12 protein-coding genes and 1 tRNA gene are annotated in these 16886 nt (G+C 67.2%); 4 read left to right on the forward strand and 9 right to left on the reverse strand.

What is annotated here, in order from left to right:
• The first annotated feature begins 10 nt into the window (after positions 1 to 10).
• Positions 11 to 2728, forward strand: a complete 2718-nt coding sequence (locus tag NOV65_RS10525; RefSeq protein ID WP_257306414.1) for a S9 family peptidase — start codon at positions 11 to 13, stop codon at positions 2726 to 2728.
• Positions 2729 to 2786: 58 nt separating this feature from the next.
• On the opposite strand, the gene murJ is transcribed toward NOV65_RS10525, so the two are convergent.
• The 9 genes from murJ to NOV65_RS10570 all read right to left on the reverse strand — a co-directional run bounded on the left by murJ (position 2787) and on the right by NOV65_RS10570 (position 14902).
• Positions 2787 to 4391 (reverse strand): murein biosynthesis integral membrane protein MurJ, encoded by a 1605-nt coding sequence (gene murJ, locus NOV65_RS10530; RefSeq protein ID WP_257306415.1) that lies wholly within the window; start codon positions 4389 to 4391, stop codon positions 2787 to 2789.
• A 40-nt stretch (positions 4392 to 4431) separates the two neighbouring features.
• A tRNA-Thr gene (locus NOV65_RS10535) sits at positions 4432 to 4507 on the reverse strand.
• A 134-nt stretch (positions 4508 to 4641) separates the two neighbouring features.
• Entirely contained in the window at positions 4642 to 6069 is a 1428-nt protein-coding gene (accC, locus tag NOV65_RS10540; RefSeq protein ID WP_257306416.1) for an acetyl-CoA carboxylase biotin carboxylase subunit, read from the reverse strand.
• A gap of 3 nt (positions 6070 to 6072) precedes the next feature.
• The gene (gene accB / locus NOV65_RS10545) at positions 6073 to 6657 is read right to left on the reverse strand and encodes an acetyl-CoA carboxylase biotin carboxyl carrier protein (protein ID WP_257306417.1); all 585 of its coding nucleotides are present in this window, start codon (positions 6655 to 6657) and stop codon (positions 6073 to 6075) included.
• Between the two features lie 69 nt (positions 6658 to 6726).
• Entirely contained in the window at positions 6727 to 7194 is a 468-nt protein-coding gene (gene nusB, locus NOV65_RS10550) for a transcription antitermination factor NusB (protein ID WP_257306418.1), read from the reverse strand.
• Entirely contained in the window at positions 7195 to 7683 is a 489-nt protein-coding gene (gene ribH / locus NOV65_RS10555; RefSeq protein ID WP_257306419.1) for a 6,7-dimethyl-8-ribityllumazine synthase, read from the reverse strand.
• Positions 7684 to 7853: 170 nt separating this feature from the next.
• Positions 7854 to 10430, reverse strand: a complete 2577-nt coding sequence (gene acnB, locus NOV65_RS10560; protein ID WP_257306420.1) for a bifunctional aconitate hydratase 2/2-methylisocitrate dehydratase — start codon at positions 10428 to 10430, stop codon at positions 7854 to 7856.
• A gap of 153 nt (positions 10431 to 10583) precedes the next feature.
• Positions 10584 to 12293 carry a gamma-glutamyltransferase gene (ggt, locus tag NOV65_RS10565; protein ID WP_257306421.1) on the reverse strand — a complete coding sequence of 570 codons (1710 nt, stop codon included), beginning with the start codon at positions 12291 to 12293 and terminating at the stop codon, positions 10584 to 10586.
• 14 nt (positions 12294 to 12307) lie between these two features.
• Positions 12308 to 14902 (reverse strand): zinc-dependent metalloprotease, encoded by a 2595-nt coding sequence (locus tag NOV65_RS10570; protein ID WP_257306422.1) that lies wholly within the window; start codon positions 14900 to 14902, stop codon positions 12308 to 12310.
• A gap of 129 nt (positions 14903 to 15031) precedes the next feature.
• Between NOV65_RS10570 and NOV65_RS10575 the strand changes: the two genes are divergently transcribed.
• The 3 genes from NOV65_RS10575 (at position 15032) to NOV65_RS10585 (ending at position 16754) form a co-directional block, all read left to right on the forward strand.
• Positions 15032 to 15517: a DinB family protein gene (locus tag NOV65_RS10575; RefSeq protein WP_257306423.1), complete on the forward strand. Its 486-nt coding sequence runs from the start codon at positions 15032 to 15034 to the stop codon at positions 15515 to 15517.
• 69 nt (positions 15518 to 15586) lie between these two features.
• Positions 15587 to 15967 carry a tautomerase family protein gene (locus tag NOV65_RS10580; RefSeq protein WP_257306424.1) on the forward strand — a complete coding sequence of 127 codons (381 nt, stop codon included), beginning with the start codon at positions 15587 to 15589 and terminating at the stop codon, positions 15965 to 15967.
• Positions 15957 to 16754 carry an arylamine N-acetyltransferase family protein gene (locus NOV65_RS10585; RefSeq protein ID WP_257306425.1) on the forward strand — a complete coding sequence of 266 codons (798 nt, stop codon included), beginning with the start codon at positions 15957 to 15959 and terminating at the stop codon, positions 16752 to 16754. The genes NOV65_RS10580 and NOV65_RS10585 overlap by 11 nt, the downstream gene beginning before the upstream one ends.
• Positions 16755 to 16886: the final 132 nt, after the last annotated feature.

The raw sequence follows: 16886 nt of genomic DNA on the forward strand, positions 1-16886 counted from the left end.
GCCCAAGACCATGAAACGCCATTCGACCATGTCCAGCCTCCTGTGGTCTGGCCTAGCCCTGGCCCTGGCGCTGCCTCTGGCCGCCGCGGAAGCCAAGGCCCCGGCCGCCGAGGCGAAGAAGAGCCAGCTGCCGCCCCTTATCGATCGGGACAAGTTCTTCGGGAACCCCGAGATCGCGGCGGCCCAGTTGTCTCCCGATGGGAAATGGATCGCCTTCCTCAAGCCCTACAAGGAAACCCGCAACATCTGGGTGAAGAAGGTGGGCGAGCCGTACTCGAAGGGGCGGCTGCTCACGGCGGATCCCAAGCGCCCCATCCCGGCCTTCTTCTGGAGCCGGGACGGCAAGCAGATCCTCTTCGTGCAGGACAAGGACGGTGACGAGAACTTCAATGTCTATGCCGTCGATCCGGCGGCCTCCGCCGCGCCCGGCAAGGACGTGCCCGAGGCCCGCAACCTGACGGCCGCCAAGGGCGCCCGGGCCATGATCTACTCCGTGCCCAAGGCGGACCCCGACACGATCTATGTGGGCCTCAACGACCGTGACGCCGCCTGGCATGACGTCTACAAGGTGAAGATCTCCACGGGCGAGCGGACCCTGCTCCGGAAGAACACCGAGCGCATCGCCGGCTGGATGTTCGACAAGCAGGCGAACCTGCGCCTCGCCCTCCGCACCACGGACAAGGGCGACACCGAGATCCTCCGCGTGGATCCCGAGGGCTTCAAGAAGGTCTACGAGTGCACCGTCTTCGAATCCGCGGCGCCGGTGAATTTCCACAAGGACGGCAAGCGGGTCTTCCTGGAGACCAACAAGGGCGCCCGGGATCTCAGCGAGCTGGTGCTCTTCGATCCCGCCTCCGGGCAGGAGGAGAAGCTCGAATCCGATCCCAAGGGCCGCGTGGACTTCGGTTCCGCCGTGTTCTCCGACTTGACGGACGACCTGATCGCCACCACCTACAACGATGACCGCACCCGGATCTACTGGAAGGACAAGGCCTGGGAGGCGGACTACAAGCTGCTCCAGAAGAAGCTGCCGGGTCGGGAGATCAGCCTGGCCTCCATGACGAACGACGAGCAGCTGGTGATGGTGGCCGCCTACAGCGACCGGGATCCCGGCACCCGCTACCTCTTCGACCGCCGCACCAAGAAGCTGAGCCTGGAATACGTATCGCGGGAGGACCTGCCCCGGCCGTACATGGTCGCCATGCAGCCCATCCGCTACAAATCCAGCGACGGCCTGGAGATCCCCGCGTACCTGAGCCTGCCCAAGGGCGTTCCCGCCAAGGGCCTGCCCCTGGTGGTGGTGCCGCACGGCGGCCCCTGGGCCCGGGACACCTGGGGTTTCAACAGCCTGGCCCAGTTCCTGGCCAACCGCGGCTATGCCGTGCTGCAGCCCAATTTCCGCGGCTCCACCGGCTATGGCAAGAAGTTCCTCAACGCAGGCAACAAGCAGTGGGGCGACCTCATGCAGGACGACCTCACCTGGGGTGTGAAGTATCTGGTGGCCAAGGGCATCGCCGATCCCAAGCGCGTGGGCATCCTGGGCGGTTCCTACGGCGGCTATGCCACGCTGGCCGGCGTGACTTTCACCCCGGACCTCTATGCCGCGGCCGTCTCCATCGTGGGACCCTCCAACCTGCTGACCCTGCTCGAGACCATCCCGCCCTACTGGGAGGCCGGCCGCATCATCTTCCACGAGCGCATGGGCAACCCCAACACGCCCGAGGGCAAGAAGCAGCTGGAGCGCCAGTCGCCCCTGAACTCCGCGGCGAAGATCCACACGCCGCTCATGGTGATCCAGGGCGCCAACGATCCCCGCGTGAAGAAGGCGGAGAGTGATCAGATCGTCATTGCCCTGCGCGACCGGGGCTTCCCGGTGGAGTACCTGTGCGCGCCGGACGAAGGCCACGGCTTCGCCCGCCCCGTGAACAGCCAGGCCATGTTCGCCGCCGCGGAGACGTTCCTGGCGAAGTATCTCAAGGCCCGCCATCAGGAGGGCGGCAAGCCGGATGTCATGAAGCGCCTGCCGGAGATCACCGTCGATCCCAAGACCGTGGTGCTGGCGAAGAAGACTGATGCGGCCTCGGCGACCGTTCCCAAACCCATCGCCAAGCCCACCGCCGGAACCTTGAACTATGCGGGCACCTTCGCGGTGGGGCCCCGCTCCATGGCCATCACCATGGTCCGGACGGTGAAGGAAGAAGGCGGATTCTGGGTGGTGGCCGATGCCACCAAGCTGCCGGGCGGTGAAGCCATGGACACCACCACCATGGCCCTGGACACCCTGGTGCCCCTGAAGCGCCAGGTGAAGCAGGGCCCGGTGGTCATCGAGATGGCCTTCGACGGCGGCAAGGCCACCGGGACGATGGCCATGGGCGGCAACGCCAAGCCCTTCAGCATCGAGCTGGGCGGCGGGGCCTACGCCGAAGGCTCCGGGGCCGAGGACGCCCTGGCCTGCCTGCCCCTGGCGGAAGGCTACACCGTCACCTTCCGCAATGTGGACCTCCAGCGCCAGAAGGTCCAGCTCAAGCAGGCCAAGGTGCTGGGCCAGGAGGATCTGAAGGTGCCCGCGGGCAGTTTCAGGGCATGGAAGGTGGAGCTCACCTCCGCCGAAGGCGATCCCGGCAGCAAGACGCTGTGGGTGGACACCACCAGCCGCAAGCTGCTCAAGATTGTGGAAACCGGCCCCCAGATGGGTGGCGCCGTGGTGACCGTGGAACTGCAGAACTGAACGCTGGACGACTACAGAAAGGGCCGGGCATCACCCGGCCCTTTCTGTTGGGAAGGTCTCATTTCAGTCGCAGCTTCTGTTGGAGCTTCCCCACCAATTCCCTGGCCTCGGGATGCCCGAACCCTGCGGCGGCTCCACCGTAGAGCAGCGCGCACAGGGCCACGAGGGGGAGCAGGCGGAAGGCGAGCAGGGCCCGGGTGAAGGCGTGGGGCGCATCCAGCGCAAGGAATCGGGCGCCGATCCAGGCCAGCAGGCCCATGAGGATGCAGGCCGCCAGGGCGCGGGCGGTGGCCTTCAGGAGGGGGCGCAGGTCCAGGCCGGGCAGGCGCGGGCGCAGGCGCAGCAGCAGGCCCGCCAGGCCCGCAAGGCTGGCGAGGCCGTTGGCCAGGGCCAGGCCGCCGGTGCCGAGGGGTTTCAGCAGGGCGAGGCTGAGGGCCACGTTCAGCAGCAGGGTGCCGCCGGCCAGGGCCGCCGGGCCGCGATAGTCCTTGAGGGCGTACAGAGCCTGGTTGCCAAGGCGCTGGGCGGCCACGAAGACCAGGCCTACGGACTGGAACACGAGAGTGAGGGCCGTCCAATCCGAGGCCATCGGCGTGTAGGCGCCCGTGCGGAAGAGCAAGGCGCAGATCGGGCGCGCCAGCACGGCCAGCCCCACGGAGGCCGGCAGCACCAGCAGGGCCGAGGCGGAGATGGACTGGGTGAGGCTGCGGCCCATCCCGGGCCAGTCCCTGGCTTCGGCCTGGCGCGACAGCGTGGGCAGGCTGGCGGTGGCGAGGCTCATGGCGAAGAGACCCAGCACCATCTCGCCCATCATGCCGCTGTTGTAGAGCACGATCTGGGCGCCGTTGGGCAGCAGGGAGGCCAGCATGGCGCTGATAAGGGCGTTGATGGGGTAGATGCCCGCCGCCAGCAGGCCCGGCCCCATACGCTTGAGGGCCTTCGCCACCCAGGGATCCCGGAAGTGCAGGCCGAAGGAGAGGCCGAAGCCCTCCTTCCGGACGGCGGGCAGCACCACCAGCAGCTGGAGCACCCCTCCCGCCAGCACGGCGATGGCGCAAATGACGGCCACGGTCTCGAGGGGGAGGCGTCCCTTCTGCTCCAGCACCCGCAGCGCGGTCCACCCGAAGGCGATGAAGGCCAGGTTCCAGAACACCGAGACGGAGGCGGCCAGGGCGAAGCGGTGGCGCAGGTTCAGCAGGCCGGTGAACCCCGCCGTCAGGCTCACCAGGGCCAGGTAGGGGAACATGATACGGCCCAGCAGGGTGGTGAGCTCTCCCTGGGATTCCGGGCGCCCCATCATCAGCAGCCCTGCCAGGGGCCCCATGAAGAGCAGTACCAGGACGACACCCGCCAACAACAGAGCCAGCAGGGTGCCCAGGAAGCGCGCCGCCACGGCCTTCACGGCGGCCTCGCCCTCGGTCGCCTCCGCTTCCGCCAGGGTCGGCAGAAAGGCCGCGGTCATGGTGCCCTCGGCGGTGAACCGGCGCAGCATGTTGGGCAGCCGGAAGGCGACGGCGTAGGCATCCGCCGCCGCACCCGCTCCCAGCACATGGCTGAGGAAGAAAGTCTGGAGCAGGCCCGTGAGCCGGCTCAGCAGCGTCATGAAGCCCACGACCCCCGCAGAGCGGAGCAGGCTGGGGCGGGCGGGGGTGGGATCGCTCACGGTCGGCACTGGGCGGAGTGGTCCATGAGGCTCCCGGGATTGGAGCCGCTAGTCGGAATTGAACCAACGACCATCCGCTTACAAGGCGGGCGCTCTACCAACTGAGCTATAGCGGCACGGTGTCCAGTCTATCGGATTCTTGGCCGGGCCTGAACTGCGCAGGTGAAGGCTGTGGCCAACCTGGTTGTTATGGATCCGCGGACGGGTCCCCGCTCGGCAGGCGATATTTAGTCGCCTGCCGAGCGACCCGTCATCGCGGATCCCCGGTCGGGTCGCGCTTCAGCTCTTCCATGAAGGTCTCCATCCACTTGGTGGAGAAGGTGCCGGCGATGAAGTCGGGGTGGTCCATGATGCGGCGGTGCAGGGGGGCCGTGGTCTTGATGCCCTCGATGACCAGCGTGTCCAGGGCGCGGCGCATGCGCGCAATGGCCTCGGTGCGGTTGGCGCCGTAGGCGATCAGCTTGGCCACCATGGAGTCGTAGTGGGGCGGGATCACGGCATCCTGATGCATGGCAGTATCCACGCGGATGCCGGGGCCGCCGGGGAAGTGCAGGGCCGTGATGCGGCCGGGGCAGGGCGTGAACTTGAAGGGATCCTCGGCGTTGATGCGGCACTCGATGGCGTGGCCCTTCTGGACCACGTCTTCCTGCCGGAAGCTCAGCTTCTGGCCGGCCGCGATGCGGAGCTGCTCCTTCACGATGTCGATGCCCGTGACCAGCTCGGTGACGGGGTGCTCCACCTGGACGCGGGTGTTCATCTCCATGAAGAAGAAGTCGCCGCGCTTGTCGAGGAGAAACTCGATGGTGCCTGCGTTGTAGTAGCCCACGGCCTTCGCGGCGCGCACGGCCGTATCGCAGATGCGCTGGCGTAGGGCGGGTTCGAGGACGGCGCTGGGGCTTTCCTCGATGAGCTTCTGGTGGCGGCGCTGGATGGAGCACTCGCGCTCGCCCAGGTGCACCACATTGCCGAAGAGGTCCCCCATGATCTGGACTTCGATGTGGCGAGGCTCCAGGAGGTACTTCTCCATGTAGACGCTGTCATCACCGAAGGCGCCCTTGGCCTCGCTGCGGGCGTTGTTGTAGAGGTCGGGCAGCTCCTCGGCGTTGTTGCAGATGCGCATGCCACGCCCGCCACCCCCCGCGCTGGCCTTGACGATGACGGGATAGCCGATCTGCTCGGCCACGATCAACGCCTCTTCCACCGTTTCGATGATGCCGTCGCTGCCAGGCATGAGGGGCACGCCCGCTTCCAGCATGGTGGCTTTGGCCTGGGCCTTGTTGCCCATCTTGCGGATGATCTCGGGGCTGGGGCCGATGAAGGTGATGCCGCAGGCCTGGCACACTTCGACAAAGTGGGCGTTCTCGCTGAGGAAGCCGTAGCCCGGATGGATGGCTTCGGCGCCAGTGACTTCCGCCGCGGCGATGACCTGGGGGATGTTCAGGTACGACTTGGACGAGGGTGCGGGGCCGATGCACACTTCCTCGTCGGCGAACCGCACATGCAGGGCGTTGCGATCGGCCTCGGAGTAGACGGCCACGGTCTGCACGCCCATTTCCTTGCAGGCCAGGATCACGCGGAGCGCGATCTCGCCGCGGTTGGCGATGAGCACTTTCTTGAAGGGCGGCGCGTCGACGGGTGCCGCGACGGGGGTTGCCTTGCGTTTGATGGCGGCGCCCATGGCCTACCCGATCCGGACCGCGAAGAGGCGCTCGCCGTACTCCACGGGAGTGCCATTCTCCACCAGCACCTTCACGATCTCGCCGGCCACGTCGCACTCGATTTCGTTCATGAGCTTCATGGCCTCGACGATGCAGAGAGTCTGGCCGGGCTTCACGAAATCGCCCGGGGAGGCGTAGGGCGTGGCGGTGGGATTGGAGGCGCGGTAGAAGGTGCCGACGATGGGGCTGGTGACGTAGTGGATGCCAGGCTCATCCGCGGGGACCGTCGGCTGGACGGCGGGGGCTGCCATGGTGGGGAAGGGCTGGGGCGCGGGGGCCGCGGCGACCATCATCGGGGCGGCCTGGATCATGGGCGCCGGGCCGTCCTTGCGGATGCGGAAGCGCATGTCGCCGGCCTCGAACTCGAATTCCTGGAAGGGTTCGCGGCCCACCAGGGCGATGAGGGCCTTGATTTCCTCCAGGCCCAGGGGGCCACCCGGAGTGGCGCGTGGGGGGGTGGCCTTGGGGGCGGCGGCCTTGAGTGCGGCGGGCTTGGGGGCCGGAGTGGGCTTCTTGGGGGCAGCGGACTTCTTGCGGGAGGTGCTCATCAGGGCTCCAACGATCGGATCGGGCTGGGGAAGGGAACGAGCATACCAAACCAGCCTGAGAGGGTCAGGTCACGATTCTTCAGGGGGATCCGCGGCCACGGCCTTCTTGCGCAGCCGGGGGCCGGTTTCTTCGGGGCGGAACTCTTTGCGGGCCGCGTCCAGGATGCCGTTGAGGAATTGCGTGCCTTCCTGGTCGCTGAATTCCTTCACGATCTCCAGGGCCTCGTTGATGACGATGGGGAAGGGCACTTCCTTGACGTACATCAGCTCGTAGAGCCCCAGCCGCAACAGGTTGCGGTCCACGGCGGCCATGCGGTGGATCTTCCAGTGCTCAGCGTACTTCGTCAGCACGTTGTCGATCTCGTCCATGTGGCCGTGAACCCCGTCCACCAGACGCCGGGCGTAGTAGAAGGCGTCCCGATTCAGATCCTGGATGGCGTAGAACCCCGCAAAGACCTGGTCCGGCTGGTAGCCGGTAAGGTCCATGGCGTACAACATTTGAAGAGCGTACTCGCGCCCCCGACGACGGACACCCATCTACTTCCGCCCCTTGGTTCCAGCCTTCAGCGTGTGGGCGAGGTCGGCCATCTCGAGGACGCTCTGGGCGGCCTCCCAGCCCTTGTTGCCCATCTTGGCGCCGGCGCGGTCGATGGCCTGCTCCACGCTGTCGGTGGTCAGCACGCCGAAGGACAGCGGCAAGCCGGTATCCAGGGCCACCTGGGCCGCGCCCTTGGTGACCTCGGCGGCGATCATGTCGAAGTGGGGCGTGCCACCACGGATCACCGAGCCCAGCACGATGATGCCGGCGTAGCGGCCGCTCTGGGCCGCCAGCTTGGCCGCCTGGGGCAGCTCGAAGCTCCCCGGGACGCGGATGAGGTCCATCTGATCTTCGTGGCCCCCATGTCGGAGGATGCAGTCCTTCGCGCCCTCGATGAGGCGGTCCACGATGAAATCGTTCCAGCGCGAGGCCACCAGCGCGAAGCGATCGCCGTCATGGACGCGGATGTGGCCCTCAAAGATCCCCATGGGAACCCCCCGAAAGGTGGTCAAGAACTGATGAGACTAGCACAAAAGAAGTTTGTTGCCACGGATGAACACAGATGAACACGGATTGGTTCCGTCTCATCTGTGTTTATCCCCCCGCCAACGCATGCGTTGGCGGGGGTCTAGGGTCTTGTCCATCTGTGGCGAATTCACTACACCTGGACGGTGTCGGCGATCTCGCGGAAGTCCGCAATCTGGTCGAAGTTCATGTAGCGGTAGATGTCGCCCGCCTTCTGCCCCACGACGCCGATCTGGGCCATGTACTCGGCCACGGTGGGGATCTTTCCCAGCAGGGCGCAGATGGCGGCGAGTTCCGCGGAGCCTAGGTAGACGCGGGTATCGAGGCCCAGGCGGTTCGGGAAGTTGCGGGTGGAGGTGGACATGGCCGTGCTGCCCTTGCGGACCTGGGCCTGATTGCCCATGCACAGGGAGCAGCCGGGCATCTCCATGCGGGCCCCGGTGCGGCCGAGGATGCCGTAGTAACCCTCCTGGGTGAGGACGTAGGCATCCATCTTGGTGGGCGGGGCGATCCACAGGCGGGTGGCGAGGTCGGTCTTGCCGTCCAGCAGCTTCCCGGCGGCGCGGAAGTGGCCGATGTTGGTCATGCAGGAGCCGATGAACACCTCGTCGATCGTGTCACCGGCCACGGCGGACAGCAGCTTCACGTCATCCGGATCGTTGGGACAGGCCACGATGGGTTCCTTCACGTCGGCGAGGTTGATCTCGATGACGGCGGCGTACTCGGCGTCCGCATCCGGCGCCAGCAGCTCGGGCTGGGCGATCCAGGCCTGCATGGCCTTGATGCGGTTCTCCAGCGTCTCGCGGTGCTCGTAGCCGTTGGCGATCATCCACTTCATGAGCGTGATGTTCGAGGTCATGTACTCGATGATCGGTTCCTTGTCCAAGCGCACGGCGCAGCCGGCGGCGGACCGCTCGGCGGAGGCGTCGGACAGCTCGAAGGCCTGCTCCACCTTGAGCTTGGGGAGGCCCTCGATCTCGAGGATGCGGCCGCTGAAGATATTCTTCTTGCCCTTCTTCTCGACGGTGAGCAGCCCCTGCTGGATGGCGTAGTAGGGGATGGCGTTCACCAGGTCGCGCAGGGTGACGCCGGGCTGCAGCTCACCCTTGAAGCGCACCAGCACGGACTCCGGCATGTCCAGGGGCATGACGCCCGTGGCGGCGGCGAAGGCCACCAGGCCCGAGCCCGCGGGGAAGGAGATGCCGATGGGGAAGCGGGTGTGGGAGTCGCCCCCGGTGCCGACCGTGTCGGGCAGGAGCAGGCGGTTCAACCAGCTGTGGATGACGCCGTCGCCGGGCTTCAGGGACACGCCGCCGCGGTTGGTGATGAAGGGCGGCAGCTCGCGGTGGGTCTTCACGTCCACGGGCTTGGGGTAGGGCGCAGTGTGGCAGAAGGACTGCATCACCATGTCGGCAGAGAACTGGAGGCAGGCCAAGTCCTTCAGCTCGTCGCGGGTCATGGGGCCTGTGGTGTCCTGGGAACCCACGGTGGTCATCTTCGGCTCGCAGTAGGTGCCGGGGCGGATGCCGGCCACACCACAGGCTTTGCCCACCATTTTCTGGGCCAGGGAGAAGCCCTTGCCGGTGTCCTTGGGCACGGCCGGTAGCCGGAAGGTGGTGGAGGCCGGCAGACCCAGAGCTGCCCGGGCCTTGGCCGTGAGACCGCGGCCGACGATGAGGGGGATACGGCCGCCGGCGCGGACTTCGTCGAAGATCACGTCGGACTTCACCTTGAATTCCGAAATGACCTTCCCGTTCTTCAGGGCCTTGCCTTCGTAGGGGCGCAGCTCGATGACATCGCCCATCTCCATGCCATTGACGTCGAGTTCGATGGGCAGGGCACCAGCGTCTTCCATGGTGTTGTAGAAGATGGGGGCGATCTTGGAGCCCAGGCACACGCCGCCGAAGCGCTTGTTGGGCACGAAGGGGATGTCTTCGCCCGTGAACCACAGCACGGAGTTGGTGGCGGACTTGCGGCTCGATCCCGTGCCCACCACATCGCCCACGTAGGCCACGAGGTTGCCCTTGGCCTTGAGGGCCTCCAGCTGCCTGAGGGGGCCCACCTTGCCGGGCTCGTCAGGGGTGATGCCGGGGCGGGCGTTCTTCAACATGGCCACGGCGTGAAGTGGGATGTCGGGGCGACTCCAGGCATCGGGGGCGGGGGAGAGGTCGTCGGTGTTGGTTTCGCCGCTGACCTTGAAGACCGTCAGGGTCAGGCTCTGTGGCACCTCGGGGCGGCTGGTGAACCACTCGGCCTCGGCCCAGGACTTCAGCACGGCCTTCGCGTTCGCATTGCCCTGGTCGGCCTTGGCCTTCACGTCGGCGAAGGCATCGAAGACCAGCAGGGTCTTCTTGAGGCCCTCGGCGGCGATCCCGCCCACGGTGGCGTCGTCCAGCAGGTCGATGAGGGGCTTCACGTTGAAGCCGCCCAGCATGGTGCCCAGCAGCTCCGTGGCCTTCTCGCGGGAGACCAGGGCCACCTTCTCCTTGCCGCTGGCCACGGCGGCCAGGAAGGCGGCCTTCACGCGGGCGGCGTCGTCCACGCCGGCGGGGACGCGGTGGGTCAGCAGGTCGAGGAGGAAGGCCTCCTCACCCTTGGGAGCGTTGGCCAGCAGGTGGGTGAGCTCGTCGGTCTGGGCCTCGGTGAGCGGCAGGGGCGGAATCCCGAGGGCGGCACGCTCGGCAACGTGTTGGCGATAGGCTTGCAGCACGGTCAACTCCCCTGGAAACGCCCCTTGGCGCGAACGATATGGCTTTGGCGGGGCACCATCCCCCGCAGAGGGCAGGCATAGACTCCCGCCACGTCCATTCTACATGGGCGATTCGGGAGGAGCGCCCACGGGCGCCGTCTTCGAGGCTAATTCCTAGTAGCCTGCCGCCTGGCCGTCCTTCCGCGACTCGCTGGCCCCGAAGTAGACCTTCTGCGTGGGGTCCCAGCGGATGGCCTGGTAGCCGCCGTAGCCGCCGAACATCCAGCCCACGCCGTGGCCGCGGTTCATCAGCTCGCGGACGGTCTCGTAGGGGAAGCCGCTTTCCAGCTGGATGGTACCTGGCAGCTTCCCCTTCTCGCCCGTGGGCTCCGGGGAGCCGTCGTGGCTCATTCGGGGGGCGTCGCCGGCCTCCTGGGCGTTCATGGCGAAGTCGATGAGGTTCATGACGATCTGGACATGGCCCATGGGCTGGAACTCGCCGCCCATGACGCCGTAGCTGAGGAAGGGCCGGCCGTCCTTGGTGATGAAGCCGGGGATGATGGTGTGGAAGGGCCGCTTGCCCGGCGCGTAGGTGTTGGCGTTGCCTTCTTCGAGATTGAACAGCTCACCGCGGTCCTGGAGACAGAAGCCCAGGTCACCGGGCGTCATGCCGCTGCCCATGCCGCGGTAGTTGCTCTGGATGAGGCTCACCATGTTGCCCTCGCCGTCGGCGGTGGTGAGGTAGACCGTGTCGCCTTCCTTCAGGGGCGGGTGGCCGGCCTCCAGGCGGCGCGAAGCGCGGTCACCGATGAGAGCCCGCCGCTGGGCCGCGTAGTCCTTTGATAGCAGCCAGGAGAGCGGCACCTTCATGAAGGCGGCATCGGCGTAGAACTTGGCCCGGTCCTCGAAGGCCAGCTTCTTGGCCTCCGCGAACAGGTGCACATGCTGCGGGCTGCCGAAGGGGATCTTCGAGAAGTCGTAGCCCTCGAGGATGTTCAGCATCTGGAGCGCCGCGATGCCCTGGCCATTGGGGGGCAGCTCCCACACGTCGTAGCCGCGGTAGTTGACGCTGACGGGTTCCACCCAGTCCGAGTGGTGGGCCGCCAGGTCCTCGTAGCTGAGGAAGCCGCCGTTGGCCTCCATGTAGGCATCGATCTTCCGGGCGATCTCGCCCTTGTAGAAGGCGTCGCGGCCATCCCTGGCCAGGAGCTCCAGCGTCCGGGCCAGGCGCGGGTTGCGGAAGACCTCGCCGCTCACGGGGCCCCGCTTGCCGTCCACGGTGAAGGTTTCGAGGAAGCCCGGATACTTGCCCAGCACGGGCACGCTGCGGTCCCAGTAGTAGGCGATGAGCTCGCTGACGGGGAAGCCCTCCTTCGCGTACTTGATGGCCGGGGCCAGCACCTGGGCCATGGGCAGCTTGCCGAACTTCTTGTGGAGCTCGAACCAGCCGTCCACGCAGCCGGGCACGCTCACAGGGAGCGGCCCCTGGGCCGGGATGTGCTTCAGGCCCAGCTTCTTGAAGTGATCGAGGGTGAGCGATTTCGGCGAGCGTCCGCTGCCGTTGAGGCCGTGGAGCTTCTTCGCCTTCGCGTCCCACACGATAGCGTAGAGGTCGCCCCCCATGCCGCTGCCCGTGGGCTCCATGAGGCCCAGGGCCGCGTCCGCAGCGATGGCCGCATCCACGGCGGAGCCGCCCTGCTTGAGGATGTCGAGCGCGATCTGTGTTACCAGGGCCTGGCTCGTACAGGCCATGCCGTGCTGGGCGGCCACCTCGGAGCGGGTGGCAAAGGCCCGGCCCGTCACCCGGTCCCCTCCACGCAGAGGAGACAGGGCCATCAGGCCGACAGCGAGCGGAGCCAGGGAGCGGAGCAGCGGGGAGCGCATGGAATCTCCTTCTTTCAATCCTGGAGGTCTTCCAGGCCGGGCCAGCAGGTCTCGCTGGCCCGGCGAGTGGTGATCGTGGCACCGGTGGACGCGGAGGGCGCCGCGAACTTAGGATCGAGAATCCGGGCGATCTGGTCCTTCAGGTCATCCAGGTGGGCGCGGAGGGCCTTGTCGCCGCCGGGTCGGGACACCAGGGCCTGGAGAGCCTTCAGCTCGGCGCGGACCACGCCGCGGGTGTCGTCGCTGGTGTTCACGGGCAGCTGAGACATGCCGAGCCCGCCCATGGCCAGGCTGGGGGCCGGAGCCTGGTTCAACAGGTTGCCCAGGAGCTCCAGGTAGGCGCGCTGGAGGTTCCGCCGGGCCGGGGCGACCTTGGCCCCGGGGGCCTGCAGCTCGGTGAAGACGCCGCCGCGCAGGTCCGTCAGCAGCTGGGTGGCGGTGTAAGCCTTGTCCCCCTGCAGGGCCTCCTGTTCTTCCAGTCGGGACAGGCGGGCACGGTCCAGCAGGGTGGTCAGCACGCCGCGCTGTGCGGTCAGCAGTCGGACCTGTCCCGCGTCGGGCTCCAGCTTGGCCAGTAGGGCCGGATCCATCAGCCAGGTGGGCGTCTTGAAGACGGTCCCGTTGAGGTACTTCACGGCCTCGGCTTGGCGGGCCCGGGGCACGGGCGTGAACCGGCCGCCGTCCTGTCCGGCGTGCTTGTTCTCGGTGTCGAAGCCGCCCACGAGCACGGCCACGTGGCCCAGCTCCCGGCGCCACTGGCCCCAGATGGCCTCGTAGAGGTGGGCGAAGTCCTTGAAGTCCTCGCCCGGCTTCAAGGCCGCCTTCGGCAGGAACCCGACCACGCGCTGGAGGTTCTTCGTGCCGAGCGTCGTGGCCTTCACGGCATCCGCGTCGCCCACGGCTTCGGTCTGCTCGCCAGGATCGACGCCCGCGCCGCCGGCGGTGGAGAACCGGAGCCAGGGCTCCGCCTCCTGGACCTTCAGCCAATCGTTGAGGGTGGCCTTCTCATCATCGGTGGTCTTCGCCGCGGGGATCGGTGTGTAGCCCCACTTCACGGCGAACTTGTCGTAGGGGCCGAGCTTCGGGATCAGGTCTGCAGGATCGAAGCCGTCTTCGGGTTGGGCCACGTAGTTGAAGCGGCAGTAGTCCATGAGGGTGGACACATGGCCCATCTTCTTCACCCAGGCCTTGTCGCGGATCTTCTCGAAGGGGTACTGGGAACTGGCCTTGAAGTTGTGGGGGAAGCCCAGGGAGTGGCCCACCTCGTGGGTCACGACGTAGGCCAGCAGCTCGCCCATGAGGTCGTCCGGCAGGGGCAGGGTCTGGGCTCGCTTGTCCAGGGGCGCCACCTGGGTGAAGTACCAGTCGCGCTGGAGCTGGAGGATGTTGTGGTAGATCACGATGTCGGCTTCCAGGATCTCGCCGGTGCGGGGATCGCTGATGTGGGGCCCGTAGGCGTTGGCGACCGGCGAGGGCACCCAGCGGATCACCGAGTAGCGGGCGTCCCCGGCGTCGAAGTCGGGATCCTCCTCCTTGGTGGGCGCCAGCTTCGCGACGATGGCCCCCTTGAAACCCGCACCCTCGAAGGCGGGCTGCCAGGCCTCCACGCCCTTCTTCACGAAGGGCACCCACTGGGCCGGTGTGGCGCGGTCGATGTAGAAGGTGATGGGCTTGACGGGCTCGCTCACGGCGGCGGCGGGGTCCTTCTTCTCCAGGCGCCAGCGGGTGATGTAGGTCCGGCGGGCGGCCTCATGCTCGGGCCGCCCGTAGTCCGTGTTCCGCACGCTGAAGAAGCCCAGGCGCTCGTCGGAGACGCGGGCCATCATGGGCTTTTCGGGCAACTCGACGAAGGAGTAGAACATCGCCACGGTGCCACTGGTGCCGGGCCGCAGCGTGGGCGTGCCGAAGGGCGAGGGCGCGGGAAGGGCCGTGGCGCCCGCGGGGCTGAAGGGCACGCTGTAGGTCTGCAGGGCTTCGATGTTGAGGTTGGCCGGGAAGGCCTTCACCTTGTCCACGAAGCTGCGGGAGGGGTCGAACAGCTGGGCGCCCAGCAATTGGCGGGCGCTGTACTCGGGGATCTCCGTGGTGAAGAGGCGGGTGACCTCGATGACGGGCGAACCGTCCTTGGCGAAGGCCTCCACGGGGAAGCTCATGAGGATGGTGTCATTGGTGGAGGCCGCCACAGCCTTGGCGATGGGCTGGGTGGGATCGGCCACCACCGAATGGGAGACCTGCTGCAGCAGCACCCGGTGCTCCTTCAGGATCCAGCGCACCGTGTCCGCATCGAGCACCCTCCCCGCATGGTCGATGTTGGCCGGGGTGCGGTTGGCGGAGACCACCAGCAGCAGCTCGCGATCCAGCAGCGCCTTGGGGATCTCGAAGTAGAGCCGGCCCTTCAGCTGGTGGACCTTGATCATGCCCTCCTGGGACTTCGCCTCGGCGGTGATCACCTTGTCGTAGGGCTTGGGCTCGGCTGCCTCTGGCGCGGCCGCGGGGCGCGGCGCGGATGTGCCTCCATTGGCAGGCGGGGCCTGGATGGTGGGGCGCTGGGCGTTGAGCAGGCTGGCCGCGAGGGCCAAGGCGAGGCTGGTCAGGCATCGGGAAGACATGGGGGCTCCGAAGGGGGATCTGGCCCATGATAGACAGCCTTGCATCGCAATTCGAGGTCTATGATCAGGCTGCCCTTTGAGCCATTCCTGAAGGGCCAGGAAGAATGGGACACTGAGCCCGAGGTGCCCATGTCCTTTGATGCCGCCACCCGCGAAGCCCATCTCCTCCGCTACCGCCAGGGACCCGCGTTCCTCCGCCAGGCCTGGGAGGAAGTGCCGGCGGAGGCCCGCACCTGGCGCCCCGGCGAAGGCAAGTGGAGCGCCCACGAGGTGGTGGTCCACTGCGCGGATTCGGAGACCTACGCGGCCATCCGCATCCGGCTCCTGCTGGCCGAGCCGGAACCGCTCATCGTGGGCTACGACGAGAACGTATGGGCGAAGCGGTTCGACTATCACGCTTCTGATCCGGAGTTGGCCCTGCGGCTGATCGAGGTGGTGCGGGCCCATACGGTGGCCACGCTCCACCGGTTGCCGGACGAGGCCTGGGGCCGGATGGGACGCCACACCCACAGCGGCCCCTACGGCACCGACGATTGGCTGAGCAGCTACGCGGCCCACCTGGAAGCCCACACTGCCCAGATCCGCAGAAACCTGGCGGCCTGGGGCAGCCGCTAAGGCTTCAGAAACGGTTGTCGCCACCTCGACCAAGGCTAGAATGGGCGACTTTCCACCCCAGGAGGTCCCATGCCCCTCGTCCGCATCTCCCACCGTGCTGGAGTGACGGAGACCTATCGCCAAGCCCTGTCGGATGGGGTGCAGGAGGCCTTGGCCACGGCCGTGAACGTGCCCCCTGACGACCGCTTCCACATCCTTACGGAACACGCCACGGGGCTGATCTTCGATGCGCACTACCTGGGCATCGAACGGTCGCCCGAATGGGTGGCCATCCAGATCACCCTCAGGAAGGGCCGCACCGTGGAGGCGAAGCAGGCGCTGTACCGCCGGATCGTCGAGAACCTGGTGAAGGCCCCTGGCCTCCGTCCCCAGGATGTATTGATCTGCCTGGTGGAGAACGAGCTGGTGGACTGGTCCTTCGGGAATGGTGAAGCCCAGTATGTCCGCTGACCTGGATCTGGAAGCCTACCTGGGACGCATCGGCCTCGCAGCCCCGCCCCGGGCGGATCTGGCTGGCCTCAGGACCCTGCATCTGGCCCACGCATCCAGCATCCCCTTCGAGAACCTGGATGTTCAGATGGGCCTGCCCATCCGCCTGGATCTGGCCTCGCTCCAGGACAAGCTGGTGCGGCGGCGACGGGGCGGCTACTGCTTCGAGCAGAACAGCCTGTTTCTGGCGGTCCTGCGACAGCTGGGCTTCGAAGTCATCCCCTGCGAGGCCAGGGTGCGCCGCGGCGCGACGACCCTGCTGCCCCGCACCCACATGCTGCTGCTGGTCCGGATGGAGGGTCTTCACTGGCTCTGCGACGTGGGCTTCGGCGGGGAGGGCCTGCTTCATCCCCTGCCGCTGGACGGGCAGGCCCATACCCAGTTCCTCAATACCTTTCGCGTGGTGGAGGAGGCGGTTGGGGAGCGCCTGAACGTCCTCCAGTCCTGGCAGCAGGGCGCGTGGGAGGACCTCTACGCGTTCCGGGCCGAGGAGCGCTTTCCTCCTGATTTCGAGATGGCCAACCACTACACGAGCACCTACCCCGAGTCGCGCTTCGTGAAGACGCTCACGGCCCAGTTGTCGGGCCCCGAAGTGCGGCGCATTCTGCGCAACCGTGCCTACGCCGAGATCCGGGGCGACAAGATCGAAGGTCGCGAGCTGGCGCCGGAGGAGGTCATCCCCCTTCTGCGCGAGGTCTTCGGGATTGAGGTGATGGAGGAGGCGAGGTTCCGGGCTTTCGAGGGCTAGGGTCTGTTTTCAAAGTGGATGCGAGCCGCGACGTCGTCCAGCCGCGCCCATGGCGAGGCGGCGGCCGAAGGGCGATGCGGGACATCGTTCGAGGTCGCCAACGCAGCCAGGGGTGCGGCTGGGCGGCGCCCC

It is taken from the genome of Geothrix campi (assembly GCF_024609265.1).
Lineage (GTDB): Bacteria > Acidobacteriota > Holophagae > Holophagales > Holophagaceae > Geothrix > Geothrix campi.